At 35.2% G+C, this 26,132-nt stretch carries 21 protein-coding genes and 1 tRNA gene; 13 read left to right on the top strand and 9 right to left on the bottom strand.

From position 1 onward, the window contains the following. Positions 1 to 10: 10 nt before the first annotated feature. From ES675_RS00325 to ES675_RS00265, 13 genes are all read left to right on the top strand, one after another. A complete protein-coding gene (locus ES675_RS00325) occupies positions 11 to 328 on the top strand; it encodes an FtsL-like putative cell division protein (RefSeq protein ID WP_066252350.1) in 318 nt (105 codons plus the stop codon). Between the two features lie 60 nt (positions 329 to 388). Then, complete coding sequence (locus ES675_RS00320) at positions 389 to 2,341, top strand: penicillin-binding protein (RefSeq protein WP_066252352.1); 1,953 nt, start codon at positions 389 to 391, stop codon at positions 2,339 to 2,341. After that, positions 2,338 to 3,801: a UDP-N-acetylmuramoyl-L-alanyl-D-glutamate--2,6-diaminopimelate ligase gene (locus tag ES675_RS00315; protein ID WP_066252353.1), complete on the top strand. Its 1,464-nt coding sequence runs from the start codon at positions 2,338 to 2,340 to the stop codon at positions 3,799 to 3,801. Before ES675_RS00320 ends, ES675_RS00315 begins: the two co-directional genes overlap by 4 nt. 1 nt (position 3,802) lies before the next feature. Next, positions 3,803 to 5,044 (top strand): phospho-N-acetylmuramoyl-pentapeptide-transferase, encoded by a 1,242-nt coding sequence (mraY, locus tag ES675_RS00310; RefSeq protein WP_066252355.1) that lies wholly within the window; start codon positions 3,803 to 3,805, stop codon positions 5,042 to 5,044. A 22-nt stretch (positions 5,045 to 5,066) separates the two neighbouring features. Next, the gene (murD, locus tag ES675_RS00305) at positions 5,067 to 6,398 is read left to right on the top strand and encodes a UDP-N-acetylmuramoyl-L-alanine--D-glutamate ligase (protein ID WP_066252357.1); all 1,332 of its coding nucleotides are present in this window, start codon (positions 5,067 to 5,069) and stop codon (positions 6,396 to 6,398) included. A 66-nt stretch (positions 6,399 to 6,464) separates the two neighbouring features. Then, positions 6,465 to 7,658 (top strand): FtsW/RodA/SpoVE family cell cycle protein, encoded by a 1,194-nt coding sequence (locus tag ES675_RS00300; RefSeq protein ID WP_066252359.1) that lies wholly within the window; start codon positions 6,465 to 6,467, stop codon positions 7,656 to 7,658. Between the two features lie 22 nt (positions 7,659 to 7,680). Beyond that, positions 7,681 to 8,793, top strand: coding sequence for an undecaprenyldiphospho-muramoylpentapeptide beta-N-acetylglucosaminyltransferase (gene murG, locus ES675_RS00295; protein WP_066252363.1), 1,113 nt, complete (start codon positions 7,681 to 7,683; stop codon positions 8,791 to 8,793). After that, positions 8,793 to 10,145, top strand: coding sequence for a UDP-N-acetylmuramate--L-alanine ligase (gene murC / locus ES675_RS00290; RefSeq protein WP_066252365.1), 1,353 nt, complete (start codon positions 8,793 to 8,795; stop codon positions 10,143 to 10,145). Before murG ends, murC begins: the two co-directional genes overlap by 1 nt. After that, positions 10,135 to 10,854, top strand: a complete 720-nt coding sequence (locus ES675_RS00285; protein WP_066252369.1) for a cell division protein FtsQ/DivIB — start codon at positions 10,135 to 10,137, stop codon at positions 10,852 to 10,854. The genes murC and ES675_RS00285 overlap by 11 nt, the downstream gene beginning before the upstream one ends. A 3-nt stretch (positions 10,855 to 10,857) precedes the next feature. Beyond that, positions 10,858 to 12,171: a cell division protein FtsA gene (gene ftsA, locus ES675_RS00280; protein WP_066252371.1), complete on the top strand. Its 1,314-nt coding sequence runs from the start codon at positions 10,858 to 10,860 to the stop codon at positions 12,169 to 12,171. A 61-nt stretch (positions 12,172 to 12,232) separates the two neighbouring features. Continuing rightward, on the top strand, positions 12,233 to 14,197 hold the full coding sequence (gene ftsZ, locus ES675_RS00275) for a cell division protein FtsZ (protein ID WP_066252372.1): 1,965 nt from the start codon (positions 12,233 to 12,235) through the stop codon (positions 14,195 to 14,197). A gap of 150 nt (positions 14,198 to 14,347) precedes the next feature. Further along, a complete protein-coding gene (locus ES675_RS00270) occupies positions 14,348 to 14,797 on the top strand; it encodes a GatB/YqeY domain-containing protein (protein ID WP_066252375.1) in 450 nt (149 codons plus the stop codon). A 39-nt stretch (positions 14,798 to 14,836) separates the two neighbouring features. Then, a tRNA-Arg gene (locus tag ES675_RS00265) sits at positions 14,837 to 14,910 on the top strand. A gap of 199 nt (positions 14,911 to 15,109) precedes the next feature. Here the strand turns inward: ES675_RS00265 and ES675_RS00260 are convergent. From ES675_RS00260 to ES675_RS16530, 9 genes are all read right to left on the bottom strand, one after another. Then, positions 15,110 to 16,102: a hypothetical protein gene (locus ES675_RS00260; RefSeq protein WP_066252377.1), complete on the bottom strand. Its 993-nt coding sequence runs from the start codon at positions 16,100 to 16,102 to the stop codon at positions 15,110 to 15,112. A 2-nt stretch (positions 16,103 to 16,104) separates the two neighbouring features. Beyond that, positions 16,105 to 16,482, bottom strand: coding sequence for a SpoIIAA family protein (locus ES675_RS00255; protein WP_066252379.1), 378 nt, complete (start codon positions 16,480 to 16,482; stop codon positions 16,105 to 16,107). A 182-nt stretch (positions 16,483 to 16,664) separates the two neighbouring features. Next, positions 16,665 to 17,807: a mechanosensitive ion channel family protein gene (locus ES675_RS00250; RefSeq protein ID WP_066252381.1), complete on the bottom strand. Its 1,143-nt coding sequence runs from the start codon at positions 17,805 to 17,807 to the stop codon at positions 16,665 to 16,667. Between the two features lie 312 nt (positions 17,808 to 18,119). After that, positions 18,120 to 21,251: an efflux RND transporter permease subunit gene (locus tag ES675_RS00245; RefSeq protein ID WP_066252386.1), complete on the bottom strand. Its 3,132-nt coding sequence runs from the start codon at positions 21,249 to 21,251 to the stop codon at positions 18,120 to 18,122. 3 nt (positions 21,252 to 21,254) lie between these two features. Continuing rightward, positions 21,255 to 22,319 carry an efflux RND transporter periplasmic adaptor subunit gene (locus tag ES675_RS00240; protein ID WP_066252389.1) on the bottom strand — a complete coding sequence of 355 codons (1,065 nt, stop codon included), beginning with the start codon at positions 22,317 to 22,319 and terminating at the stop codon, positions 21,255 to 21,257. A gap of 47 nt (positions 22,320 to 22,366) precedes the next feature. Further along, positions 22,367 to 23,734: a TolC family protein gene (locus ES675_RS00235; RefSeq protein WP_066252391.1), complete on the bottom strand. Its 1,368-nt coding sequence runs from the start codon at positions 23,732 to 23,734 to the stop codon at positions 22,367 to 22,369. A gap of 358 nt (positions 23,735 to 24,092) precedes the next feature. After that, the gene (locus ES675_RS00230; RefSeq protein WP_066256078.1) at positions 24,093 to 24,761 is read right to left on the bottom strand and encodes a formyltransferase family protein; all 669 of its coding nucleotides are present in this window, start codon (positions 24,759 to 24,761) and stop codon (positions 24,093 to 24,095) included. Then, entirely contained in the window at positions 24,754 to 25,173 is a 420-nt protein-coding gene (locus ES675_RS16535; protein WP_231931324.1) for a GNAT family N-acetyltransferase, read from the bottom strand. Before ES675_RS16535 ends, ES675_RS00230 begins: the two co-directional genes overlap by 8 nt. 32 nt (positions 25,174 to 25,205) lie before the next feature. Continuing rightward, positions 25,206 to 25,895 (bottom strand): hypothetical protein, encoded by a 690-nt coding sequence (locus ES675_RS16530; protein WP_197503518.1) that lies wholly within the window; start codon positions 25,893 to 25,895, stop codon positions 25,206 to 25,208. Between the last annotated feature and the right edge of the window lie 237 nt (positions 25,896 to 26,132).

Here is a 26,132-nt window from a genome sequence, read left to right as displayed (position 1 = left end):
AAGGAATCAAATGAAGAAAGGGATTAACAACATACTAAAAGGGACGTTTCTGATAAATGAAGATGCGCCTAAAAGCTGGCGAATGATTTTGTTCGTTTCCGTTTTAGCCATTGTTATGATAGCCAGTTCTCATAGTGCAGATAAAAAAGTGCATCAAATTGCACAATTAAATAATGAAGCAAAAGAATTACGGTCGGCTTTTGTAGATGGCAGGACACGCCTGATGGAACTGAAAAAAGAAACCGTTGTAGAATTGAAAATGGAAAAAAAAGGGTTGGCAATTTCAGAAATACCACCAACAAAAATTAAAGTTAAATCTCAAAAGTAGTTCAGCTTGGCAACAAACGAGAAGAACATATCAAACCGATTATATTTTGTAGCAGGATGTATGTTCATCTTCGCTCTAGCAGTCGTGTTTAAACTTTTAAGTATCCAAATGCTGCATGGCGAAAAGTATCGCAGCATGGCAGAAGAGCGTACCATTAAAGATGTCGTAATTCCTGCTAATCGAGGTAACGTGTATTCTGCCAATGGCAATTTATTGGCTACATCCATTCCAAAATATGATATTCGTATTGATGCTATCACGCCTTCATCAGCGCGATTCGAATCTTTGTTAAAGCCATTATGCGATTCATTATCTAAATATTCGGGAAAACCTTCCGCATATTATCAAAAAGAAATTAGAAAGGCACGTGCCAATAAAAACAGGTATTATTTGTTGGCTCGCGATATTGGATATTCAGACTATGTGCGCATGCGTAATTTTCCTTTACTGAATTTGGGAGCTTTTAAAGGTGGATTAATTGTAGAACAAACTACCAAACGAGAACATCCCTTGGGTGGAATTGCACAAAGGTCTATTGGTTACGAGCGCTATGATGAAAAAGGTAATGCAACACGAGCGGGAATTGATGGCGCTTTTGGAATTAAATATTTACGTGGTACAGACGGAAGACGATTAAAGCAAAAAATAGGAAAAGGGCAGTGGAAACCCATTGCAGACTACAACCAGATTGAGCCTAGAGATGGCTATGATGTTTACACAACATTAAGTGTGAATATCCAAGATATAGCGCATCACGCCTTATTGCAACAGTTGGAAATTTATGAGGCAGAACACGGTTGTGTGGTTGTTATGGAAGTGGCAACTGGTGAAATTCGTGCTATTTCAAATTTAGGAAAAACGAAAAGTGGTGGTTATTACGAAAAATTAAATTACGCGGTTGGAGAGTCTCATGAACCAGGCTCTACGTTTAAAGTCATGGCTTTAATGGCTGCTTTGGAAGATAAGGTGATAGATACATCAACAATTGTGGACACAAAAAAAGGCCGTAAAGTGTTTTATGGTCGTACTATTACAGATTCCAAACATGGCGGTTATGGTGAAATTTCAGCGGCTCGCGCATTAGAAGTGTCTTCTAATATTGGAATTGCAACTATAATAGATGAACACTATTCAGAAAATCCTGAAAAATTTATCAATCGTATAAAAAGTTGGTCATTACACAAGCCTTTAGGGTTGCCAATTTTAGGTGAAGGGAAACCTGTAATTCCAAGTCCAGGTGATGAGATTTGGAGTAAGAACGCCTTGCCTTCCATGGCGTACGGTTATAATATGGAGATGACGCCTTTGCAAACCCTTACATTTTATAATGCTATTGCTAATAATGGTGTTATGGTGAAACCACGATTTATCAAATCAGTAAAAGAGCTTGATAAAAATATAGAAACGTTTGATAAGTATATCATAAATAAGAAAATAGCATCCGATAAAACCATTCGGGAAATGCAAGAAATTTTGAAGAATGTGGTGGTTCGTGGTACAGGAAGATCTCTGTATTCACCTTATTTTTCAATGGCAGGAAAAACAGGAACAGCCAAAACCGAGTACTGGAAAAAAGACTGGGATGAAAACAAACGGTATGTGTCATCTTTTGCAGGCTATTTTCCTGCTGAAAATCCTAAATACTCTTGCATAGTAGTTATTCATAAGCCCAGCGTAAAAAAAGGGTTTTATGGAGCTGATGTTTCAGGACCTGTTTTTAAACGAATAGCACAAAAAATATTTACCGATACACCAATTATTGATGTAGTTGAAACTTTGGAAGTGAATGACATTGCGGTAAATGCTGAATACGACGCCTATTTTGAAACCGCACAAACCTATAGAACTATTATGCCTAACGTGGTTGGATTACCAACAATGGATGCAATTGCCTTATTAGAAAATATGGGGTTAAACGTGAAGTCTGAAGGTGTTGGCCAAGTGAAAATTCAATCCATTACAAAAGGCGAAAAAATAAAGAAAAATCAAATAGTAACTATTCAAGCATCATGATGATTTTAAAAGACATACTCTATAAAGTACCCTTACTTGCTGTTGCAGGAAGTACGACTGTGTCCATAAATAATTTGGTTTTCGATTCTAGAAAGGTGACTAAAAATGATGTATTCATCGCCATAAAAGGAACGGTTTCAGATGGTCATGATTATATTCAAACGGCCATTAATCAAGGGTGTGTTGCGGTAGTTTGTGAACACCTTCCAGATACATTAATTGACAACGTAGTCTATGTTGAAGTAAGTAATGCTTCGAGTGCTTTGGCTATTATGGCTTCTAATTTTTATGGTGTTCCTTCGGCTAACTTAAAATTAGTTGGTGTTACGGGAACTAATGGAAAAACGACTATTGCCACTTTATTATATCAGTTATTTAAAAATGCGGGTTATAAAGTTGGTTTATTATCTACCGTTAAAATTATGGTGGATGATACGGAATTTAAAGCCACACATACAACACCAGATTCCATTACTATCAATAGTTATTTAAAACAGATGAATGATGCTGGAGTCGAGTTTTGCTTTATGGAAGTCAGCTCACATGGTATTCATCAAAAACGTACGGAAGGGTTACAATTTGAAGGTGGAATTTTCAGCAATTTAAGCCACGATCATTTAGATTATCATAGCAGTTTTGCAGAGTATCGCGATGTGAAAAAAGCCTTTTTTGATGGTTTGTCTAAAAATGCTTTCGCATTAATCAATGTGGATGATAAAAATGGTTTGGTCATGTTGCAGAATTCCGCAGCAAAAAAATATACTTACGCATTAAAAAGTTACGCGGATTATAAAGCGCAAATTTTAGAAAATCAGTTTACAGGATTATTACTAAAAATTAATGATAGCGAAGTTTGGACGCGATTAATAGGAAGTTTCAATGCTTATAACGTGTTGGCTATTTACGCAGCTGCTGAATTATTAGGTTTAGAGAAAGTCGAAATTTTAAGATTGGTAAGCGATTTAAAAAGTGTTTCAGGACGTTTTCAATATCTGATTTCCGAATCAAAAATTACCGCTATTGTAGATTATGCGCATACGCCTGATGCCTTAAAAAATGTATTGGAAACCATTAATAGCATCCGGACTAAAAACGAAGAACTTATAACAGTTGTTGGTTGTGGAGGTGATCGTGATAAAACCAAGCGACCAAAAATGGGTCATATTGCTTCGGCTTTGAGTACACAAGTTGTTTTTACCAGCGATAATCCACGAACAGAAAATCCAGAAACGATTTTAAATGAAGTAGAAGCAGGTGTTGAGCCTCAAAATTTCAAAAAAACCGTTTCAATTACCAATAGAAAACAAGCCATTAAAACGGCTTGTCAAATGGCAAAACCTAATGATATTATTTTAATCGCTGGGAAGGGTCATGAAAATTATCAAGAAATAAATGGCGAACGTTTTGATTTCGATGACTTCAAAATTGTTCAAGAACTATTAAATCAATTAGAAAAATAATATGCTGTATTACCTATTTGAATATTTAGACAAATATTATGATTTTCCGGGATCTGCTTTATTCGGTTTCTTAACCTTTAGAGCGGCTGTGACTATTATATTATCCTTGTTGATATCCACAATTTTTGGGAGACGAATTATTCGCTTTCTTCAAAAACAGCAAGTAGGTGAAACCATTCGCGATTTAGGTTTGGATGGGCAAGTAGAAAAGGCTGGAACGCCAACTATGGGTGGAATTATTATCATACTAGCAACATTAATTCCTGTTTTATTATTTGCGAAATTAGAAAACATCTATATCATTCTATTAGTTATTACCACACTTTGGATGGGTACTATTGGGTTTATTGATGATTATATCAAGAAATTTAAAAATGACAAAGAAGGATTAAAAGGTCGATTTAAAGTGCTGGGTCAAATTGGTTTGGGGATTATTGTGGGAGCCACATTATATTTCCATCCAGATGTAACCTTAAAAGAGAAATTACCGCAAGAACAACAGCAGGAAATATTGGCTGCTAATCCAAAAGTAGAATCGTCAAAACTGTTTCAATTAGAAGAGAAATCAACAAAAACAACCATTCCATTCGTCAAAGAAAATGAATTCGATTATGCCGATTTAATCACATGGATTAGCCCGGATTTGGCAAAGTATGCTTGGATTATTTTTATTCTAGTAACCATTTTTATTATAACGGCTGTTTCTAATGGTGCTAACCTTACCGATGGTATTGATGGTTTGGCAGCCGGAACTTCGGCAATTATAGTATTAACACTCGGCATTTTTGCTTGGGTTTCTGGTAACATAGTGTTCTCGGATTATTTGAACATTATGTACATACCGCGTGTTGAGGAAATTACCATTTATATAGCCGCTTTTGTTGGTGCGCTAATTGGGTTTCTTTGGTACAATGCTTATCCAGCTCAAGTGTTTATGGGAGACACAGGCAGTTTAACAATAGGTGGAATTATAGCGGTTATAGCCATTGCTGTTAGAAAAGAATGGTTAATTCCTGTGTTATGTGGAATTTTCTTGGCTGAAAATTTATCAGTTGTCATGCAGGTTAGTTGGTTTAAATATACCAAGAAAAAATATGGTGAGGGTAGGCGAGTTTTTAAAATGGCGCCTTTACACCATCACTATCAAAAATCAGGTTATCATGAAAGCAAGATAGTTACCCGTTTTTGGATTATTGGCATTTTACTGGCTATTATTTCCATTGTAACCCTGAAAATTAGATAGCAAATAAAAGCCCTGATTTAGAATGAAACGATTAGTCGTATTAGGAGGAGGAGAAAGTGGTGTAGGAGCAGCACTTTTAGGAAAAGCAAAAGGCTTTGAAGTTTTTGTTTCAGATAAAGGAAAAATTAAAGAGAAATATATAAACGTTCTTAAACATAATGAGATTGAATGGGAGTCTGAACAGCATACAGAATTACAAGTTTTAAATGCTGATTTAGTCGTAAAAAGCCCTGGAATTCCAGATACGGTTTCAATTGTAAAGCAACTTAAAGCGAAAGATATTTCAGTGATTTCTGAAATTGAATTTGCATCGCAATACACACAAGCAACCCTGGTTGGAATAACTGGAAGTAATGGAAAAACTACAACCGCTTCATTAACATATCACGTGTTAAAACAAGAATTGGAAGTTGGTTTAGCCGGAAATATTGGCGACAGTTTTGCAAAGCAGGTTTTGGAAAATAATTTCCCAAACTATGTGCTAGAAATTAGCAGTTTTCAATTAGATAACTGTGTTCATTTTAAACCACACATTGCTGTTTTGCTAAACATAACACCAGATCATTTGGATCGGTATGATTATAAATTTGATAATTATATCGCCTCAAAATTTAGAATTGCTATGAATCAAACATCTGATGATTATTTGATTTATGATGCCGATGATGAGGTCATCACTAATTGGCTAGAAAAACACCCAGTTCAATCAACATTATTGCCGTTTTCATTAACGAAAATTATAGAAAATGGTGCGTATTTAGAAAAAGAGACACTAAAAATAACAATAGATAACAATCAAATAATTATGCCAACAAAGGATATAGCATTACAAGGAAAACACAATATTAAGAACGCTATGGCAGCGTCTACCGTTGCGCACTTACTAAAAATAAGAAAACAAACTATTCGTGAAAGTTTAGAGAATTTTCATGGTGTCGAGCATCGCTTAGAGCAGGTTTTGAAAATTAATAAAGTGAATTACATCAACGATTCCAAAGCCACCAACGTTAATGCTACTTATTATGCTTTAGAAAGCATGAACGCACCAACCGTTTGGATTGTTGGCGGACAAGATAAAGGAAATGATTATCAAGAGTTGTTTCCATTTATCAATGAAAAAGTGAAAGCTATTATTTGTTTGGGTGTTGATAATAAGAAATTGTTTGAAAATTTTGAATCTATGGTTGATATTATTGTAGAAACCCAATACATGAGTGAAGCAGTTAAAATTGCTTATAAAATTGCAGAATCAGGTGATAATGTGTTGCTATCTCCAGCTTGTGCAAGTTTCGATTTATTCGAGAATTATGAAGATCGAGGTCGTCAATTTAAAGATTCAGTAAGAAACTTATAAAAATAGAAATATCATTTAGCATATTGAAAAGTGATTAAAAGATAACAGAGATAACAAAGAAAACAAGTGCATCCAATAATTAAAAACATAAAAGGCGATAAATATCTTTGGGCAATAGTTGCGCTGTTGGCTATATTTTCCTTTTTACCAGTTTATAGTGCGGCTAGTAATTTAGCGTACAATGGTGCTGGAAAAGGGACGTTCTCCATATTTTTTGGTCACATTATGCATTTGGTGTTAGGGTTTTTAATTGTTTTTATAGTTCATAAAATGCCCTACAAGTATTTTCGAGCTATTTCCATATTGCTGTTGCCGGTGGTTTTAATGTTGCTGGTATTAACGCTTATGCAAGGGTCATCAAGTTCGGGAACCAACACGAGTCGTTGGATTCAAATACCTGTGGTGGGTATGTCGTTTCAGACATCCACCTTTGCCTTTGTGGTGCTCATGGTGTATGTGGCGCACTATATGGCTAAAATTAAAGACAGAGTAATCACCTTTAAGGAATCTATTTTGCCACTATGGACGCCTGTGTTTTTTGTGCTAGCACTAATTTTGCCGGCCAACTTTTCAACGGCTGCTATTATGTTTTGTATGGTTGTAATCCTTGTGTTTTTGGGTGGCTATCCTGTTCGGTATTTGGGTGTTATTATTGGTTTAGGTATCGTAACATTAACGCTTTTTGTGTTAACGGCAAAAGCCTTTCCAGATGCTATGCCAAACCGTGTGGATACATGGATGAGTCGTGTGGAAAGTTTTTCAGATGATGCCATAACAGAAGAAGATTATCAAATAGAAAAAGCGAAGATAGCCATTGCAACAGGAGGCGTAAAGGGTGTTGGGCCCGGAAAGAGTTATCAGAAAAACTTTTTACCGCAGTCGTCATCCGATTTTATTTTCGCCATCATTGTTGAGGAGTACGGATTAATCGGTGGTTTCTCCGTGTTGTTTTTGTATTTGGCTTTATTATTCAGGATCGTTATCGTTTCTCAAAAATCGGAAACCATATTTGGAAAATTAGTGGCTTTAGGTGTTGGTTTGCCTATTGTTTTTCAGGCTTTAATAAACATGGCTGTTGCTGTGCAATTATTTCCAGTTACCGGACAAACGTTGCCGTTAATAAGTAGTGGTGGAACATCTATTTGGATGACCTGCTTGGCACTTGGAATTATATTAAGCGTCAGTGCAAAACGAGAAGAAATAGTGAATAGTGAACAACACGAAGAGAGTCCTTTGGATATTTTAACGGAAACACTTTAATAAGAAGAAATTACACATAGTTGTGACAAATACTAATAAGACATATAAAATAATTCTTTCAGGAGGTGGTACGGGTGGACATATTTATCCAGCTGTCGCTATTGCTAACGAATTGAAGTCGCGTTTTCCAAATGCTGAATTTTTATTTGTAGGTGCAAAAGACCGTATGGAAATGGATAAGGTGCCACAAGCTGGCTATAAAATTATAGGCTTGTGGATTTCTGGAATCCAACGAGAATTTACTTTAAAGAATTTAAGCTTTCCTTTCAAACTGATGAGTAGTTTATGGAAATCACGCCAAATAATTACCGATTTCAAGCCAGACGTGGTAATCGGAACTGGTGGTTTTGCTAGTGGTCCTTTATTGCAGATTGCCACATCAAAAGGCGTTCCTAGTTTAATTCAAGAACAAAATTCATACCCAGGAATAACCAATAAGTTATTGGCTAAAAAAGCTGATAAAATTTGTGTGGCTTATGATGGGTTAGAGCGGTTTTTTCCTAAAGATAAAATCATAAAAACGGGAAATCCGGTGCGAGCAGACTTGTTGCATATTGCTGAAAAGCGTGATGATGCCTTCGAGATGTTTTCGTTAGAAAAAGAAAGGAAAACCATTTTAGTTTTAGGTGGAAGTTTAGGAGCTAGACGGATTAATGAATTGATTGAAAAGGAACTTGACTTCTTGTTAACACACAATATTCAAGTCATTTGGCAGTGTGGTAAATTGTATTATGAGAAATATAAAATTTACGGTAATACCAAAAATATTCAGGTTCATGCGTTTATAAACGATATGGCTTGTGCTTATGCTGCAGCAGATATTATTATTTCACGGGCAGGAGCTATTTCTGTTTCGGAATTATGTATTGTAGGGAAGCCCGTTATTTTTATACCATCACCAAATGTAGCCGAAGATCACCAGGCAAAAAATGCGCAATCTATTGTAGATGAAGATGCAGCTATTCTTATAACAGAAAATGATTTGGAAGTAGACTTTCAAAATAAATTTACCCAACTCATTATTGCGCCAGAAAAGCAAGCACTTTTGGGTGCTAATATTAAAAAGTTGGCTATGGTAGATGCCACTAAGCAAATTGCAGATGAAGTAGAAAAATTATTAAACAAATCTAATTAATGAATCTAGATTCTATAAAAAACGTTTATTTTATTGGTATTGGAGGTATCGGAATGAGTGCGCTCGCCAGATATTTTCATGCGAATGGGAAGCGTGTTTCTGGTTATGATAAAACATCTTCAGAAATTACTGAAGCGTTAGTTGATTTGGGTATTCCTATTCATTTTGAAGATACAGTTGCTAATTTAGAAGATTATTTACTGAATAGCACCAATACATTAGTTGTTTACACACCTGCAGTTCCAAAAAGTCATAAAGAACTGGTTTATTTTAATAATAGTGGATATCGGGTTTTGAAACGTTCTCAAATATTGGGTTTAATTACAGAAAACACCTTTTGTTTGGCAGTCGCTGGAACACACGGAAAAACAACAACCACTAGTATTTTAGGTCACATCATGAAAGTATGTGATGTTCCTGTAACAGCTTTTTTAGGTGGAATTAGTGAAAATTATAATTCGAATCTAATCTTAAACGGAACAGAAGTTACCGTAGTGGAAGCTGATGAATTTGATAGATCGTTTTTAACGCTCTCACCAAATATAGCGTGTATCACATCCATGGATGCGGATCATTTGGATATTTATGGTGATGCTTCAGAATTGGAAAAATCCTTTCACGATTTTGCTCATAAATTAAAGGAAGGTGGAATTTTATTTGTGAAAAATGGCTTGCCAATTTCAGGACTTACTTATGGTATTGAAGATGATTCGGATTATTCCGTTCAAAATATAAAAATTGAAAACGGTGCTTATATTTTTGATGTAAAAACACCAAAAACGATACTTGAAAATTTAGAATTTAACCTGCCTGGTAGACACAATTTGTCTAATGCACTAATAGCCTTGGCGATGGCTGTAGAATACGGTTGCCCTCACCAACAGATCATCCAGGCTTTAGCATCTTACAAAGGTGTAAAACGCAGATTTTCATATCATATAAAACAGGATGATTTGGTGTATATAGATGACTATGCGCATCATCCACAAGAAATAAATGCCGTACATCAGGCGGTTCGGGAAATGTATCCTGGAAAACAGGTTTTGGCTATTTTTCAACCCCATTTATTTAGTAGAACACGTGATTTTGCTGATGATTTTGCAGAAAGTCTATCACAATTTGATGAGGTGATGTTGTTGGATATTTATCCAGCACGTGAAGTACCAATTGAAGGTGTTACGTCATCGTGGTTATTAGAAAAAATGACGAATGAGAATAAACTACTCATTTCAAAATCTGATATAATTAACAAGGTAAAAGCAAGTCAAGCCGATGTTATTTTAACAATTGGTGCTGGCGATATTGGCGAACAAGTGAAACATATAAAACAAGCTTTGAGCCATGAAAATTAATTGGAACTACATAAAAATGTTCTTTCTACTAGTGCTAGTCGTTGGTTTGTTTGCATTTTCTTCCAAGAAAAATGACAAACGTTTGGTGAGTAGTCCTGAAATTAATTTCAATGGAGAGGATAACTTGTTTATTACACATGAAACTGTTAGTAAATTGTTAATAGTAAATCAAGGAGGTGCTAAAAATGTGCCTAAAGAAACCATAGATTTGAATTTATTGGAATCTGCCCTGAATTCTAATCCAATGATTAAGTCAGCCCAAGTATTCGTTGATATTAACGGACGTTTAGTTGCTGATGTAGAACAAAAAAAACCGATAGCCCGAGTTGAACATTCGGTGTCTTTTTATATTGATGATGATGGTAATTACATGCCGTTATCAACAAATTATACAGCTAGAGTACCACTTGTTACGGGAGATGTGTCAAAAAATGACCTTCAAAACGTGTATGAAATGGCAATGAAAGTTAAAGATGATGCGTTTTTAAGAAAACATGTCACGAGCATTCATCAGCATAAAGACAAAAGTATATCACTGCGGTTAAGACAATGCTCTTTTGAAGTATATGTTGGCGGTTTAGAAAAATTAGATAAGAAAATAAATAATTTAAAAGTCTTTTATAAAAAGGCATTTAAAGAAAAGATATTGAATAATTACAGTAAGGTGAATCTGCAGTTTGATAGCCAAGTAGTGTGCACTAAATCTTAAATCATGGAAGGAACTATTGCAATAGGATTAGATATCGGAACCACAAAAATTGTGGCTATGATTGGTCGTAAAAATGAATATGGAAAAGTAGAGATTTTAGGTATTGGAAAATCTAAAAGTTTGGGTGTGCATCGTGGTGTGGTAAATAATATCACACAAACTATTCAATCTATTCAATTAGCAGTTCAAGAAGCTGAAGCGGCTTGCGATGTTAAAATTGAAAATGTAACGGTTGGTATTGCAGGTCAGCATATTCGTAGTTTACAACACAGCGATTATATTACGCGTGCTAATTCGGAGTTGGTAATTAACGATGAGGATATTGAAAAACTGATTAACCAAGTACATAAGTTGGTCATGCTTCCTGGTGAAGAAATAATTCATGTCTTGCCACAAGAATATAAAGTTGATGGTCAGGCGGAAATTAAAGAGCCAGTTGGTATGTATGGTGGCAGGCTGGAAGCTAATTTCCATGTAGTAGTTGGTCAAGTATCATCTATCCGAAACGTCGGTCGTTGTATTAAAAGTGCAGGATTAAATCTGGATGGCATTACTCTTGAGCCTTTAGCATCAGCAAATGCTGTGTTAAGTCAGGAAGAAAAAGAAGCCGGTGTCGCTTTAATTGATATAGGTGGTGGTACAACGGATTTAGCCATTTTTAGAGATGGTATTATTCGTCATACAGCTGTTATTCCATTTGGAGGTAATGTTATTACAGAAGATATTAAGGAGGGTTGTTCTATTATTGAGAAACAAGCCGAATTGCTTAAAATAAAATTTGGTTCTGCGTGGCCAGGTGAAAATAAGGAAAATGAAATTGTTTCTATTCCTGGATTAAGAGGTCGTGAACCGAAAGAAATCACTTTAAAAAACTTATCTAAAATTATCCATGCACGTGTTGTGGAAATTGTAGAGCAAGTTTATGTAGAGATTAAAAATTACGGTCACGAAGAACAAAAGAAAAAACTAATTGCAGGTATTGTTTTAACAGGTGGTGGCGCACAACTAAAACATTTAAAGCAGTTGGTAGAATACATAACCGGTATGGATACCCGAATTGGTTTTCCAAACGAGCATTTAGCTGGTAATAGTGATGATGAAGTTACTAGTCCGCTTTATGCAACAGCTGTTGGATTAGTCATGGACGGCTTAAAAAGACAAGAACGTAAAAAAATGGAAGTCGCTTATGAGGAATCTATAAATGAACCAGAAGCGGAAGAAGAGGAAGCTATAGAGGAACAGCCCAAACCGCCAAAAAAGTCTTTTCTGGACAAATTTTCAGAACGTATAAAGGATTTTTTAGACAATGCCGAGTAAGGCAACCACAAGAAAAGAATAATAAATAAGACAATAATTAAGTACATATAAAACGAAATTCATGAGCAGCAACAAAGAATTCGAAACAAACATTTCTTTTGATTTACCTAAAAATCAATCAAATGTTATCAAAGTAATAGGCGTCGGAGGAGGCGGAAGTAATGCCATTAATCACATGTTTCAACAAGGGATTAAAGGTGTTGATTTTGTGATTTGTAATACGGATGCGCAAGCCCTTCAAAACAGTGGTGTTCCAAACAAAATTCAGTTAGGGTTAAACTTAACCGAAGGTTTAGGAGCAGGTGCAAATCCTGATGTAGGCGAGCAATCTGCCGTTGAGAGTTTTGAGGACTTGCAACGTATGTTGGATACCAATACAAAAATGATTTTTATTACCGCTGGAATGGGTGGTGGAACTGGAACAGGAGCCGCGCCAATTATAGCTAAAATGGCTAAAGAGTTAGATATTTTAACCGTTGGAATTGTTACCATGCCTTTCCATTTTGAGGGTAAAATGAGAAATGAACAAGCCCAAATTGGTATTGAAAAATTACGAAGTGTCGTTGACTCGCTTGTGGTTATTAACAATAATAAACTGCGTGAGGTTTATGGGAATTTAGGCTTTAAAGCTGGTTTTTCAAAAGCTGATGAAGTCTTATCAACTGCTGCACGTGGTATTGCAGAAGTTATTACGCATCACTACACACAAAATATTGATTTACGTGATGCTAAAACAGTCTTAAGTAATAGTGGAACTGCTATTATGGGGTCATCAAAATCTTCTGGTCAAGATCGTGCTAAAGAAGCTATTAGGAAAGCTTTGGATTCACCATTATTAAACGACAATAAAATTACAGGTGCTAAAAATGTATTGCTGCTAATAGTATCTGGAATACAAGAAATTACAATTGATGAAATAGGTGAAATTAATGATCATATTCAAGATGAGGCTGGACATGGTGCCAATATTATCATGGGTGTTGGTGAGGATGAAAGTTTGGGCGAATCTATTGCAGTAACTATTATTGCAACGGGTTTCGACATTGAACAACAAGATGAAATTTCTAATACGGAAATTAAAAAAGTCATTCATGCTTTAGAAGACGAGCAGTCTATGGAGCAAGATTTAACACGTAAAGAACGCGAGCCGGCTATTATTATGCCGAGCATCGATTTTGAAAAAAAAGTAGAGCCTAAAGTGGTTAAGCACACCTTGGATTTGGAGGATTTAGAAGTTCTAAAGTCGCCAGAACCTAAAAAAGATGAAGGAACGGGATTGATTAAAACAACCGATGCTATCCGAAATATGAATGTAACTCATGAGGATGTGTTGTCTGATGTGAGTTCGGATGAATTTGTAATAACCAATGCGCCTTCTGCTGCAGATGTTACTTCAGAAACCGTTTTTGAAGAGCCTGAAGAAGAGCAACAAATCACTTTAACGTTTGATATGCCATTTAGTAATTCGGCTATTGAAAATAAAGCAGATGATATGGTAGTGCATGAACTGGAAGAGAACATTAAAAAAATAGACGTTACAGATCATGTTGAAATAATTCCAGTAACGGAATCGAATAAAGATGGTGAAGTTCGTTATGCTTTAGATGATTATATTGAAGCAGAATCCAGCATGAATACCAAGACCCAAGTTGAAACCAAGCAAAAAAAGGAACTTGATATTGAAGATTCAGAAGTTGTTTTTGAGAAGAAAACTCTACAAGCTGAGCAGACGGAAGTAACAGTAACGGGTGAAGAAATTGATCCAATTCATACGCCTATTTCTGAAATGCTAAAAGAGCGTGCCGCAGAACGTAGGCTTAAAATGAAAAACTTCAATTATAAGTTTAATAGTGCAAAAATTGATGATATTGAGCGTGTACCAGCTTATAAGCGTCAAGGTGTAAATTTAGACGAATCAAGACATTCATCAGATTCTAATATTTCTAATACCAGTATCAGTTTAGATGATAATGACGACATGCAACTACGAAATAACAATTCGTTTTTACATGATAACGTCGATTAAAAATAGTGTTAAGTTTAGTGTTTGAACTTCATGAAGACCCGAAATAACAAGCTTTGTTCTTTCGGGTTTTCTTTTTGAAATTTTTATCATTCCCATCAAGGTCAAAATCTATTTTTCTTGTTATCTTCGCGGTACAATTAATTTCCTATTATGAGCTTACAACAAGATATAATGACGGCTTTGAAAACGGCCATGAAAGCAAAAGACCAAACGGCATTAACGGCTTTACGTGCTGTTAAATCTGCTATTCTTTTAGCGCAAACAGAAACGGGAGCTCAAACAGAATTAACTGAAGAGCAAGAGTTGAAAATACTTCAAAAACTTGTTAAACAACGTAAGGATAGTGCCGCTATTTATTTAGAACAAGATCGAAAAGATTTAGCACTTCCAGAAATTGATGAAGCGGAAGTTATCAGTCAGTTCTTACCAGAAGCATTGTCTGATGAAGAAATTGAAGCAGTTGTTGTTGCAACTATTGACAGTATTGGAGCAGAAGGCATGAAAGATATGGGTAAAGTAATGGGCATTGTTAGTCAAGAATTAGCAGGCCAAGCAGATGGAAAAACAATCTCAAATATTGTAAAGGCTAAGTTGTCTTAAATATTTTAAATATAAATTCCTGCTTTCGCAGGAATTTATGGCCTCGTAGTTCAACTGGATAGAATATCAGATTTCGGCTCTGATGGTTGGAGGTTCGAACCCTCTCGAGGTCACTACTATAAAACCACACTTTAAATCAAGTTTTCTTGAAATTATAAGTGTGGTTTTTTTATATTCAAAGCAGTATTTTAGTGAAATACAGCAATACCAAAATGCTTCTGTATTATTATCACCAAAGCATTTTTACTCTATAATTTTGAAATCATATATTAAGTGATAAATTGACTTTTTGCATAGTAAAAAGTTTGATCTTTACTTCTTTCTCTTAGCAAAAGGGTCAATTGAAATTCCGATTTGAAAATAGCCAGTGGCATCTTGCTTATTCTTATAGATGAAATCTTCTGTTGGCTCTCCTTTTTCTGTTAAGCGATTACTAATAAAATTTTGAAGTCCACCTTGGAAGGTTCCAATAAGATAATTCGTAAAGCGATGCTCGTATATGATGCCTGATTTTATTTCAAGTTGGCTGTATTCAAAAACATTCGCAAAATCTGGATTGTCTACATTCACATAAAATCCAGTCGCGCCAAAAGAACTACCAATAGAAAAGCGTCCATTTTCGCCAACAAAGCGTCTTAATAATAGACGTTGCGGAAGGATAAAATCGACTTCCCATTTTGAGTTCTTAAATCTGTGATTAAAAGAAAAGGTTGGGAAGAAAGGTAACTGTGAAGTTGGGTCTACAAAAACAATTGCTCCCAAAGTGATTGTTGTTCGTTCGGTTCTTTTTAATATGAACGACATTCCTAATAAACCTTTTAAACGTTCAAAACCATTATCATTACCATCCACTATTAAAGAGGCGTTATAAATAACAGGCTTTTTAAATAACAAGGAAAAATATGTAGAACTTATTGCTGTGGAAAAATCATGAAAGTTAACTATTCCATTTTGCTCAAATACGGTTATGCCTGTAGATTCTACATTATCAAATTCAAATTCATTAAACTTATAGTTTAGAGAGCCAGTTAAGCTCCATTTTCTGGTTCTATATATTGGGATGTTTGCTGATGCATTGAATGAGCGTTGTGCTTTAATTTTTCCTTCTTGAAAAGCTTGTCCAAACAATTCGGAGTCAAAATCTCTATTTAGGCTCTGACCATATTCAAAATTTAAAACTCGGGCTCTAGGAAATTTTTCCTTTATGCCTAATACTGATTTCTGCTTTAAGGAGTCACTTGTTTCTTGCGCATTGTTTATGAGAGGAATCAATATAATTATTCCTAATAAAAGTAGTTTATTCATTTTTAATCTTTTTTTTCAGTTTGTTTAAGCCACGCTATAGCAGCGTCTCTTTCGTTCAATTCAAAATACTTAATAGGAAGTGTTGGCGTAAGAAAGTTAGCTATTGGTATTATATTTTCTAGCCAATGTTTATTAGATAGTATGGCATATTTTTCAATAACACCCATTGCTTTTACTTTTAATTTCATCGTTTCAGTAAAGGCTTTAAAACTTTCAAAACCTGGCATGCTTCTAACTTCTCCAATCAATTTTATTTTTTCATTATTATCAGCTTTGGATGCTAAAAAATTTATAAATTTTTCAGCACCTGCTTGATCGATATCATCCGTAATTTTAAATAGGTAAATTTCTTTTTCTTGGAGTTGTTCAATTTTTATCATCTTTTATTTTTTGGTTATTATTTTACTTTATCCTGTTTTTTGATTTTAATTTATCTTGGTTGTTTCTGTATGATATTTCATTTTAGATGTCATTAACAGAATGAGAGCAATGGATAGGACTCCTATAACTAATGCTAAAACTGAAATTAGAATGTAAATGATTACCATTTTTTAATAATTTATTATTGTTTGTTTGTTTCTCCAATGGTTTCATGAAGTATTGCATTTTCCTTGAAAACTTTTAGTTGGTTTTCTTTAAAAACCAAAGTCCTGTGTGGAAAAGGGATTTCAATTCCTTCTTTATCAAAACGTTTTTTGATGCTCTCGTACAAATCGCATTTCATAACAAATGCATCGGAAAAATTACTGGCCCAAGCCCAAGCTCTCAAGGTTACTTCCGAATCATTTAGGCCAATAACGCGAATCACTACTTTCTTTACATCGTTGTACTTATCTAACTCGCTTCTGTTGTCAATTAGGTTTGGATGGTCTTCACATTCCTCACGCATGATGTGTTTTGCTAAATCCATGTCACTATCATATGAAATGCCTATTTCAATCCATTGGCAACACATGCGTTCTCCTAAATCATAATTGATTAGTTTTTCTTTATTTATAATAGCATTTGGTATGACAATCATTTTATTTTCGTAGTTTCTTATCACCGTATGCCTAAGCGTAATGTCAGATACTGTGCCTACCATTGTCTCATCAAGTTTGATGATATCGCCTAATTTGAAAGGCTTGAAAGCGATAATGAAAAGTCCGCCTACGAGATTGGATAGGGCTTCTTGGGATGCAACACCGGCCACTACAGCAAGAACACCTGCGCCACCTAAAGCAGTGACAGCAAAGGTTCGCATGGATTCAAAAGCGACTAGAATTAAGAGTGCACCTATAAAGTAAACACCAAATATGGCAATGTATCTTAAAAACTTATAACTTGTTATGTCTTCGTTTTCATCAATTTTTTCCTTAATACTTCTCTTAAACCAAGTTTGAACCAACGATACAGCAACCAAAGTAACTACAGCTACAACTCCTAGATATAACACGAGATAGAAGTTCTCTCTGGCAAGTTTAAATTGGTCTTTATCAATGAAGATGAAAGCCAAGGCCATTATACCTAAGACTATCCATAGCGCATTTAATATTTTATGCGTTAAATTAATGGTTGTAGGCTCTTCATTAGGGTATCTTTTTCTTGAACGCTTTTCTAACCAATTATTAAGTAGTTTAGTTAAAAGTCTTAATAATAAGACAGTTCCAATGACAACAATTGCATAGATTATAACTTGTTTGTGTGTATTCCAGAAATCAATCATTATGCTGCGTTTTCGATTATTTTAAATTCATATAAATAATTATCATGATAGGATAAGAGCGTTTTAGTAAATTCTTCAAGTACGGAAAAATGAACGATGAATATTACTTTTGTCAACGGACTATCTATCAAAGCATCAAGAAAAAGAAATATTTTTTCTAGATCGGATTTCTTGTAGATTGAGGTAACACTTACTTCTATCTTTGGTTTTTTGCTTGCTAGGTAGTAAAACATATTTTCTTTATTTTGGATTCACAAACCTTTCAGAGTTAGACTAACTGTTAATATCTTGAAAGGCTTGGAATCATTGCTATTAATGTGCTGACTGTACTTTTAAGTTTGAAATATCTTTAGCATTCTGCTTGGCTACTTTCCGTTTGATATCGCCTTTCCAAATGTCTATCACGATATACATTACAGGAACGATGATTATGGTAAATATCAATGAACTGGACAGCCCACCAATCAAAACCATTGCCAGTCCATTTTTCCATTCGGCTCCAGCTCCAGCGGCAAAAGCAATCGGAATCATAGCTATAACCATTGAAATGGTTGTCATAAGAATAGGGCGTAATCTTGAAAGTCCGGCGTTTACAACGGCTTCCACACTATCCATTCCTTCTGTTTTGAACTGATTTGCTGCATCTACAATTAAAATCGCATTTTTGATAACCAATCCAACCAACATGATCAATCCTAAAAATGTAAATACACCTAAACTTTCTTGGAACAGCGCCAAGATTAAAAATGCGCCAATCATTGCGGTCGGTACTGAAAACATAACGACCAATGGATAAGCGTAACTTTCATAGAGTGCTACCATAATTAGATACACTAATACAATGGACATTAATAATGCTAACCCTAAACTAGCGAATGCTTCTGTCTGACTTTCTAAATCGCCACCCATTTCAAAGTTTACACCATCGGGCATTGTCATCGCTTCGATTGCAGTTTGTACTTCTGTAGAAACGGTTCCTACAGGACGACCAACAACTTGTGCACCAACAGTAACACTACTTCTTTTATTATCTCTTTGTAATTTTGAAGGTCCTGTTGATTGGTCAACAGCTGCAAATTGTTGCAGTTCTATCAATTCACCAGTTGTATTTAAAAAAGTTACCTTTTTTATGTCATTTATGTTTTGACGGTCAAATTGGTCTAATTTCACGTTAATATCATATTCATTTTCTCCATCACGAAATTTATATTGTGTATTTCCTGCAAAGGCATTTTGCATGGTGTTACCCACAGTACTCATTGTTAAGTTTAGTGCTGCCATTTTATCACGATCAACGGTGATGGCTACTTCTGGATTTCCACCTTTTGCGGATAATTCTACCTCTCTTGTACTGTTTACACTTTCAATTGTACGTTTTACATCTTCAGCAGTTTCCATTAATTGGTCAATATTACTACCAACTAATAATACTTGAATTGGCCCAGCAGTACTTCCGCCAACCATACCAACAGCAGCAGTTTTAAATTTTACGCCGGAAATGGTTTTGGTTAGTTTGTTTTTAATATCCCTCGCAAATTGTTCCGAGGTAATTGTACGTTTATCGGCACTTATCATCTTCGCATTTATTTGTGCTAAATTTGATGAGTTTCCGCTACCACCGGTTCCAGTTCCTACCGTTGAAAACACAGATGAAACAATATCGTCTTTCAATAAAATGGTTTCTACCGCAAGTGCTGCTAAATTGGTTTCTTCAATAGTAGATTCCTTTGGAAGTTCTAATTCTACTATGAACTCTCCGTTGTCTCCATTCTTTACAAATTCGCTTCCAATGAATCCAAAACCTAGTAACGATAATGATGCAAATACTAAAAACAATAATGAAAAAGCGGTAATACGTTTTCTAGTTAATGTCCATTGTAAAATATCTTTATAAAGATTATTCACGCCTGTTAAAAAGCTTTCAAAGGCAATTAATGGTCTATGTAGAATCTTCTTTTTGTCTAATGTGATTACTTCGGAAAAGCGACTTGAAAGTAATGGCGTTAATGTAAATGAAACAACAAAAGATATGGCTGTTGCAACGGCCACTACTACAGCAAATTGTTTTAATAAATCTGCTATTAATCCTGTTACGAATGTAATGGGAAGAAATACTGCGATTAAAACCAAGGTAATAGACATTACAGATAAGCCCACTTTTTTCCAACTTTCCATTGCCGCTTGCATTCTGGATTTTCCTTTTTCCATTTCAGCATGAATTATTTCTAATACCACTATACTATCATCTACCAGAATACCAACGACTAATGATAATCCCAATAAGGTCATTAGGTTTAGTGTATAGCCTAATTGATTCATAGCAATAAAAGTGGCCACAATGGATACAGGAATTGATACCATTACAATGATTGAATCTTTCCAACTACGTAAAAAGAATAGCATAATAATGGCTACTAATCCTACAGCAAGCATCAAGTCAAAAATTACGGCATCTGCTGCTTCTAATGTAAATACAGAACTATCTTGTGCCACTGCTATTTTTAGCTTTTTACCGGCATATTCTTTTTCAATTTTGGCGATTTCAGATTTAATGTCTTCTGCAACTTGAACGGTGTTTCCATCACTTTGTTTGGAAATGGTTAAACCAATAGAGCTTATACCATCAATACGTGAAATTGTTGTGACTTCTTTAGACGTATCGTATACTTCTGCAATATCTTCAATCCGAACACTTGAACCGTTACCTGTAGTAATTTCAAGTCCTTTGATGTCGTTTACATCCTTAAATTTTCCTGAAAGTCGTACCGTTACTTGTTGCTTGTCATCTTTAATATTTCCTGTAGGAAAATCAAGATTTGCTGCCGAAATAGCTTGAGTAACTTGCAGAATACTTAATCCGTAAGCTTTTAATTTGTCTCTATTAACATTGACTCTAATTTCTCTTTCGTTTCCTCCAATAACCTGAACACGAGCAACACCCTCAATACGAGATAGTTTTTCCTTAACTTCATTATCAACTAAATCATTAAATGCATTCGCATCCATTTCCGAAGAGACACCCAAACGCATAATTGGTAAATCGTCAAATGAAAATTGGTCAACTGTTGGTTGGTCAACTTGATCTGGCAATTGTCCAATAATATTATTTACTTTTCGCTGTGCATCTTGCAATGCTTTGTCAACATCTGCATTATAAGTCAACTCTACATTCACGATAGAAATGCCTTCTTGTGAAGTAGAAGTGATGCTTTTTACACCTTCCATGGCGCTAACCGCATCCTCAATATTTGTGGTTACTGAATTTTCAACCTCACTTGGGGAAGCTCCTGGATATACAGTGCTAATTGAGAGTTGTGGAGACGTTATTTTAGGAAGTAATTCGTAGCCTAACCCCAAATAACTAATGATTCCTAATAATGCGATAATGGTAAAGACGACTACCGCAAGCGTTGGTCTCTTGACTGAAAGTTCTGTTATAGTCATCTTCTAGTTGTTTGTAATTTTTACTTTTGTACCATTGGTTAAATTGATAATCCCTCTAGTTACTACTTGTTGTCCGTTTTGCAAGCCTTCTAAAACGGCAGCATCGCCATTAATGACTGAACCTACTTTTATTTTCTGAAGCGCTACCGTATTATTTTCTACGATATATACAGATGGGTTTTGAAGACTTCCCACAATTGCTTCACGCGGAATGAACATAGCAGCAGTCTCATTGGTTTTTAGTGCATCAAAATTTACTTCGGCAAATAAGCCTGCTCTTAACTGGTTGTCCTTTATGTTATCTACTTCAATAGTAATTTGAAATTTTCTTGAAGCATCTGATTTTACGCTAATATTACTTACTATCCCTCTGAAAATATCTAAAGGGTAAACATCTGTTTTAATGGATACTTGTTGGCCTTCTTTAATTTTGGAAAGGTTGTCTTCAGCAATGTTTACATTAATTTTTAGTCTATCTATTTGTACAATTTCTGCAATTTCATTACCGGCTAAAACGAAAGCCGTTTCCTCAATCATTAATTTGTTTACAATACCATCAATTGGAGATTTTATAATGGTAAATCCTAATTGTTGGTTAATTTGAGCAATGTTTGCTCGCGCGGTTTCTTTTTGTATTCTAATATCTTCTAAAGCACTCTGTGACACAGCACCAACTTCTAATAGACGCTCGTAACGAGCAACATCTTTTTCAGCTTTTGCAAAAGCAGACTGTGCACTTGTTAATTGAGAACTCAATGAAATGGCATCTACTTTTGCAATTATTTGCCCTTTTTTTATTTTCTGGCCTTCTTCAACTTTTAAATATTCAATACTACCTTGCGATTCCGCTACCAACATTACTTCTTCCCAGCCTTTAAATTCTCCTGTGGCTGTTAATCCGTTTGATACTGTTTTTTCACCAACAATAGCAACCTGGATTGGAATTGCAAATTCTTCAGGTGTCATGGCTGCTTTTTGGTTCATTTCCTTTTTGTTACTGAACAAGGTGTAAGCCATAATTCCAAGTAATGCGATGACTACAATAAAGACAATATTTTTAGTTTTCATTTTGAGATATTTGTAATGAGTTGGTGTTTGCGTGTCAAAAGGTTGAATTAGTTGTTTATTGTTGGATTTGAGATTAATTGTGATAGTCTGCCGCTTGATTTTAAAAGGGATACTTCGGCAACTTTAGATTGTAATAAAGCATTTAAGTAGTTTGATTGTGCTTGTCGAAGTGCATATTCTGAATCTAATAGTTCTGTTAGGTTTGCAACACCTTCATTGTATGAGGTTTTTATACCATCATAATTTTCTTGAGCAAGACTCATATTCGATTCTTGACTTTCAATTTGAGAATTACTTAAAATCAATTGTTCTTTAGCATCGCCAAAATCCTTCTCAATATTTTGTTTTAGGGTTTCTCTATTAAGCTCTAATTGCTCTGTTGCAAATTCTTTTTGTTTTAAACGATTGAGACGTTGAAAACCATCAAATATTGGAATGCTTGCTGATAGTCCCCATGTGCCACTCCATTGTGCTTGATAAATATTAGAATCAAAGTTGGCAAACTCATTAGCTTGGCCTAAATAATTATAGCCAAAATTGGCACTCAATGTTGGTAAGAATTCAGACTTTATTAGTTTTTGATCAATAATAGAAAGTTCTACAGATTTATCTAATTGTTGATATTCTAAATTAGATTCTAAAAGAAATTCTATCCCTAATGGGTATGGATTTCGATCCTCTATTTTTTCTAAAAGAACTATTTCAATATTTATTGGCACATTTAATAAAACCTTAAAAAGTCTTATTTGTTGGTTTTTTCCATATTCCGCATCTTCAACTTGTGTTTTAAGGTTTGAGCGATTTACTAGAAGTTGATTAAGGTCTAATTTTTTAATGATGCCTTCTTGGAATCTGGAATCGGAAAGTTTAATTAAATTGTCAGTTCGATCGTAATTTTGCTGCAGTAATTCTAGCTGCTTTTCAAATACTTGAATCTGAATATAGGTTTGAATGACATTTACAATTAAATCTTGAGTAGTTAATAAGGTTTCTAGATTACGTAATTCGGCTAGGGCAGAAGCGCTTCTTACAGAATTGAACAATTGGAAGTTTAATAATTCTTGTTGCACATTCAGGCCTGCAGAATATTGATAGCGATTTCCAAATGCAACACCTATTGTTGAGCCGGGTTCTCCACCAAAAATTTCACCGGGTAGTTGTTGTTCTTGTAAAGAGAAATTATCTGTGAATCCGGCGTTTCCATTAATTTGGGGTAAAGCGCGCCCTTTAACTTCGGCTATTTGTGCTTGGATTATCTCTTGGTTGATCTGTACGCTTTCAAGATCATTATTATTTTCTATAGCATAATCAATTGTTTCTTCTATTGTTTTGAATATCAATGTGTTTTGTGCGGAAATTGTATTAAGAATAGCAGTAGTTAAGTATATTATAATAATGATGAAAATTCTAATCATTTCTTTTAGTTATTTATAAATTAATAGTTCTGAATTAAAAGAACTATTTGAGCAAAAAAATAGTCGATGCTATTTCTTCCAATTATTAATTATCTTGATAGTTTCATTTTGATAGTATTCAATAAACTCTGTAAAGTCCTTTAATTGAGCATTGAAATGCTCTGTATCTTTGGTTCTGTTATCTAAAATTTCTTTAACCACTTCATTGTATGCTGTATAATCGCAAAATCGAAATGCACAGCTTTTTTAAACGAAATGCACACTCATTCACTTAATTTATTTAGTTATTACTCAACAAATATAACTGATTTAATACAAATTTAAACCACATTTAAAAGCCCCTTAAAAGGGGCTTAATTTATGTTGAAGGACAACCATACTGCTCAATCATTAATAAGTCAGGTTTGAACACATCCTTAACGTCTGTATTTGGCTCAAACGTACTTACGTTTGGGTCTTGAGGATTCTTTATTAGTATTCCTTTGGATATATCTATTAATGCGGCCTCAATAAGCCGAACTCCCATCGGTAAAAGTTTATCCTGCCAAAGTATAGATGCGGCCTTACTTGGCTTTTCAATCAATAATTTTGGCTCAATAAAGCACCAATCCTGATAAGCAATATCGCCACGATCTATTCCTGCGTTCAACCAAAACACAGTACCGCCTGTAATAGCGTCATTCATGCGAATTGCCCATTCTATGGATGAGCGGCCACGATGCCTCGGCAATAAACTTGGGTGGTAACCAATCCAGCCATATTTAGGCTTATACCGCGTTTTCTTGCCTATATAATCAAATGAATGCGCTGTTATGCCAAGGTCAACGCCTTCAGGCATAGTATCGCCGTTTAGCAATCCTGCAGGAATAATTGGAACATCAAACAATTTCGCGGTTTTCCCTATATATTTGTCGCCTAATGGTGTACACACGCCAACTATCTCCACGCCTTCCATGGCATTGCATAAATCGAATATTTGCTGGCCAAAGTATTTCTGGCCGCTTATAAAAACTTTTAACTTATTCATTATTTCCTAAATATTTAAAGGCCTGAACGGCTCTAAAATGTCCGCCATATCCTGAATTTATTTTTCGTTTTCCTTTAGCATCATTAAAGCCTTTACCCGTTTTGGCCATGCTCATCATAGAACGTTTTTTATTAGAGCCGTGTAGCTTTGCCCCAGTTTGCACCCAAAGTTTAGAGTGCCTCAAATAACCACATAGCTGTGGATGAGAAGTATGGAAAAACGTGTGATATTTGCGCTCACAGCGACCATTACCCTCTAAATGATATTGCATAACTTCGTTTAAAAACCGAGTGCCAACGCCTGCGCCTTGCCATTCAGGCATAACCACCAAGCGTGTAGCCCTATAAGCCTTTGCCGTAAACAAAGGGCAAACCGCTAAATGCGCCACCAATTCCCCGTCAACTGTTGCCACAAAGTACTCCGCAGCTGGTGGGTGCTTAAGGTCTAAATAGTAATGCTCTTTAAAAAACTTCCAGTAAGTGCCGTTTGCCTTCCAAATGTCAAGTTTGATATCTGGCCGTTTTTGGACTTTTTTTTTACTTCGCCAGTTCGGGTGTCATATACCCAATCTGGTTGCAGCCATTCTATAATATCATAATGGCAGGAAAGCAAAACTATCTGTTTGCCCTTGGTTCGCTTCCAAGATTTTGAAAAAGCAGACGCGCCAATTTTAGCTATCTGTCTATCCACGACACTGGTAAACTCGTCAATAACGGTTCTATTTGGAGCGTCACAAATTAAGCGCGCTAAACCAGCCCGATATTGCTCACCGTTGCTCAAAGCCTTAAACGGCCGAAGCCATGAAGGGACATCGCCAAGTCCTACAGCAGACAAGGCCGCAGTTGCCGAATTCATGTTTAAATGAGGCGCAATGTTATCTACAATGGCCATGTCATTATTCCAATTAGCGTACAAATCATGTATGGCCGTATCTGGCCATATTTTAGCGCCCATACTTGTTTTACCTGATCCACTAGGACCCACAATTAGTCCAATTTGCCAATCGTCGCCCTCTATGGGCAATTCTGCGGTGTGTTGCCACTCGTGACCGCTTTCAGCATTAAATAAACTTTTCACTTTTTCAGCTCTAAAACTTTTAAAGTTTTCGCACTTATGGTTTACCTCAATTTTCATACACTCACTAATTTTAAATCGTTATAGCCTAATTTTTTAAGCTTTTCAAAAGTTTCTTTTTGCTCGTTTTCGCTACTACACTTCACAATAACTGCGTGTTGTTCTTTGTAATTAAATGTTGACATTCGTTTTTTGATTGATTTGATTTGATGATTTTTTTAACTTATTCATTTTTTGATTGATTTGATGATTATTCCTCTCTATATTTGCGGCTCTCACACCCAAACACACAAAAGC

It is taken from the genome of Algorimicrobium algoritergicola (assembly GCF_008086165.1).
In the GTDB taxonomy this organism is placed as follows: domain Bacteria; phylum Bacteroidota; class Bacteroidia; order Flavobacteriales; family Flavobacteriaceae; genus Algorimicrobium; species Algorimicrobium algoritergicola.
The sequence above is the reverse complement of the archived record's forward strand: the minus strand, read 5'-3'. Positions and strand labels throughout refer to the sequence as shown.

Excerpts from the sequence above, each read along its gene's own strand:
- murC (WP_066252365.1), top strand. The coding sequence starts at position 8,793 with ATGAATCTAGATTCTATAAAAAACGTTTATTTTATTGGTATTGGAGGT.
- ES675_RS00230 (WP_066256078.1), bottom strand. The coding sequence starts at position 24,761 with ATGAATAAGTTAAAAGTTTTTATAAGCGGCCAGAAATACTTTGGCCAG.
- ES675_RS00320 (WP_066252352.1), top strand. The coding sequence starts at position 389 with ATGTTCATCTTCGCTCTAGCAGTCGTGTTTAAACTTTTAAGTATCCAA.
- ES675_RS00250 (WP_066252381.1), bottom strand. The coding sequence starts at position 17,807 with ATGATTGATTTCTGGAATACACACAAACAAGTTATAATCTATGCAATT.
- ES675_RS00315 (WP_066252353.1), top strand. The coding sequence starts at position 2,338 with ATGATGATTTTAAAAGACATACTCTATAAAGTACCCTTACTTGCTGTT.
- murD (WP_066252357.1), top strand. The coding sequence starts at position 5,067 with ATGAAACGATTAGTCGTATTAGGAGGAGGAGAAAGTGGTGTAGGAGCA.
- ES675_RS00245 (WP_066252386.1), bottom strand. The coding sequence starts at position 21,251 with ATGACTATAACAGAACTTTCAGTCAAGAGACCAACGCTTGCGGTAGTC.
- ftsA (WP_066252371.1), top strand. The coding sequence starts at position 10,858 with ATGGAAGGAACTATTGCAATAGGATTAGATATCGGAACCACAAAAATT.
- ES675_RS00260 (WP_066252377.1), bottom strand. The coding sequence starts at position 16,102 with ATGAATAAACTACTTTTATTAGGAATAATTATATTGATTCCTCTCATA.
- ES675_RS00235 (WP_066252391.1), bottom strand. The coding sequence starts at position 23,734 with ATGATTAGAATTTTCATCATTATTATAATATACTTAACTACTGCTATT.
- ES675_RS00285 (WP_066252369.1), top strand. The coding sequence starts at position 10,135 with ATGAAAATTAATTGGAACTACATAAAAATGTTCTTTCTACTAGTGCTA.
- ES675_RS16530 (WP_197503518.1), bottom strand. The coding sequence starts at position 25,895 with ATGAAAATTGAGGTAAACCATAAGTGCGAAAACTTTAAAAGTTTTAGA.
- ES675_RS00255 (WP_066252379.1), bottom strand. The coding sequence starts at position 16,482 with ATGATAAAAATTGAACAACTCCAAGAAAAAGAAATTTACCTATTTAAA.
- ES675_RS00325 (WP_066252350.1), top strand. The coding sequence starts at position 11 with ATGAAGAAAGGGATTAACAACATACTAAAAGGGACGTTTCTGATAAAT.
- ES675_RS00270 (WP_066252375.1), top strand. The coding sequence starts at position 14,348 with ATGAGCTTACAACAAGATATAATGACGGCTTTGAAAACGGCCATGAAA.
- ftsZ (WP_066252372.1), top strand. The coding sequence starts at position 12,233 with ATGAGCAGCAACAAAGAATTCGAAACAAACATTTCTTTTGATTTACCT.
- ES675_RS00240 (WP_066252389.1), bottom strand. The coding sequence starts at position 22,319 with ATGAAAACTAAAAATATTGTCTTTATTGTAGTCATCGCATTACTTGGA.
- mraY (WP_066252355.1), top strand. The coding sequence starts at position 3,803 with ATGCTGTATTACCTATTTGAATATTTAGACAAATATTATGATTTTCCG.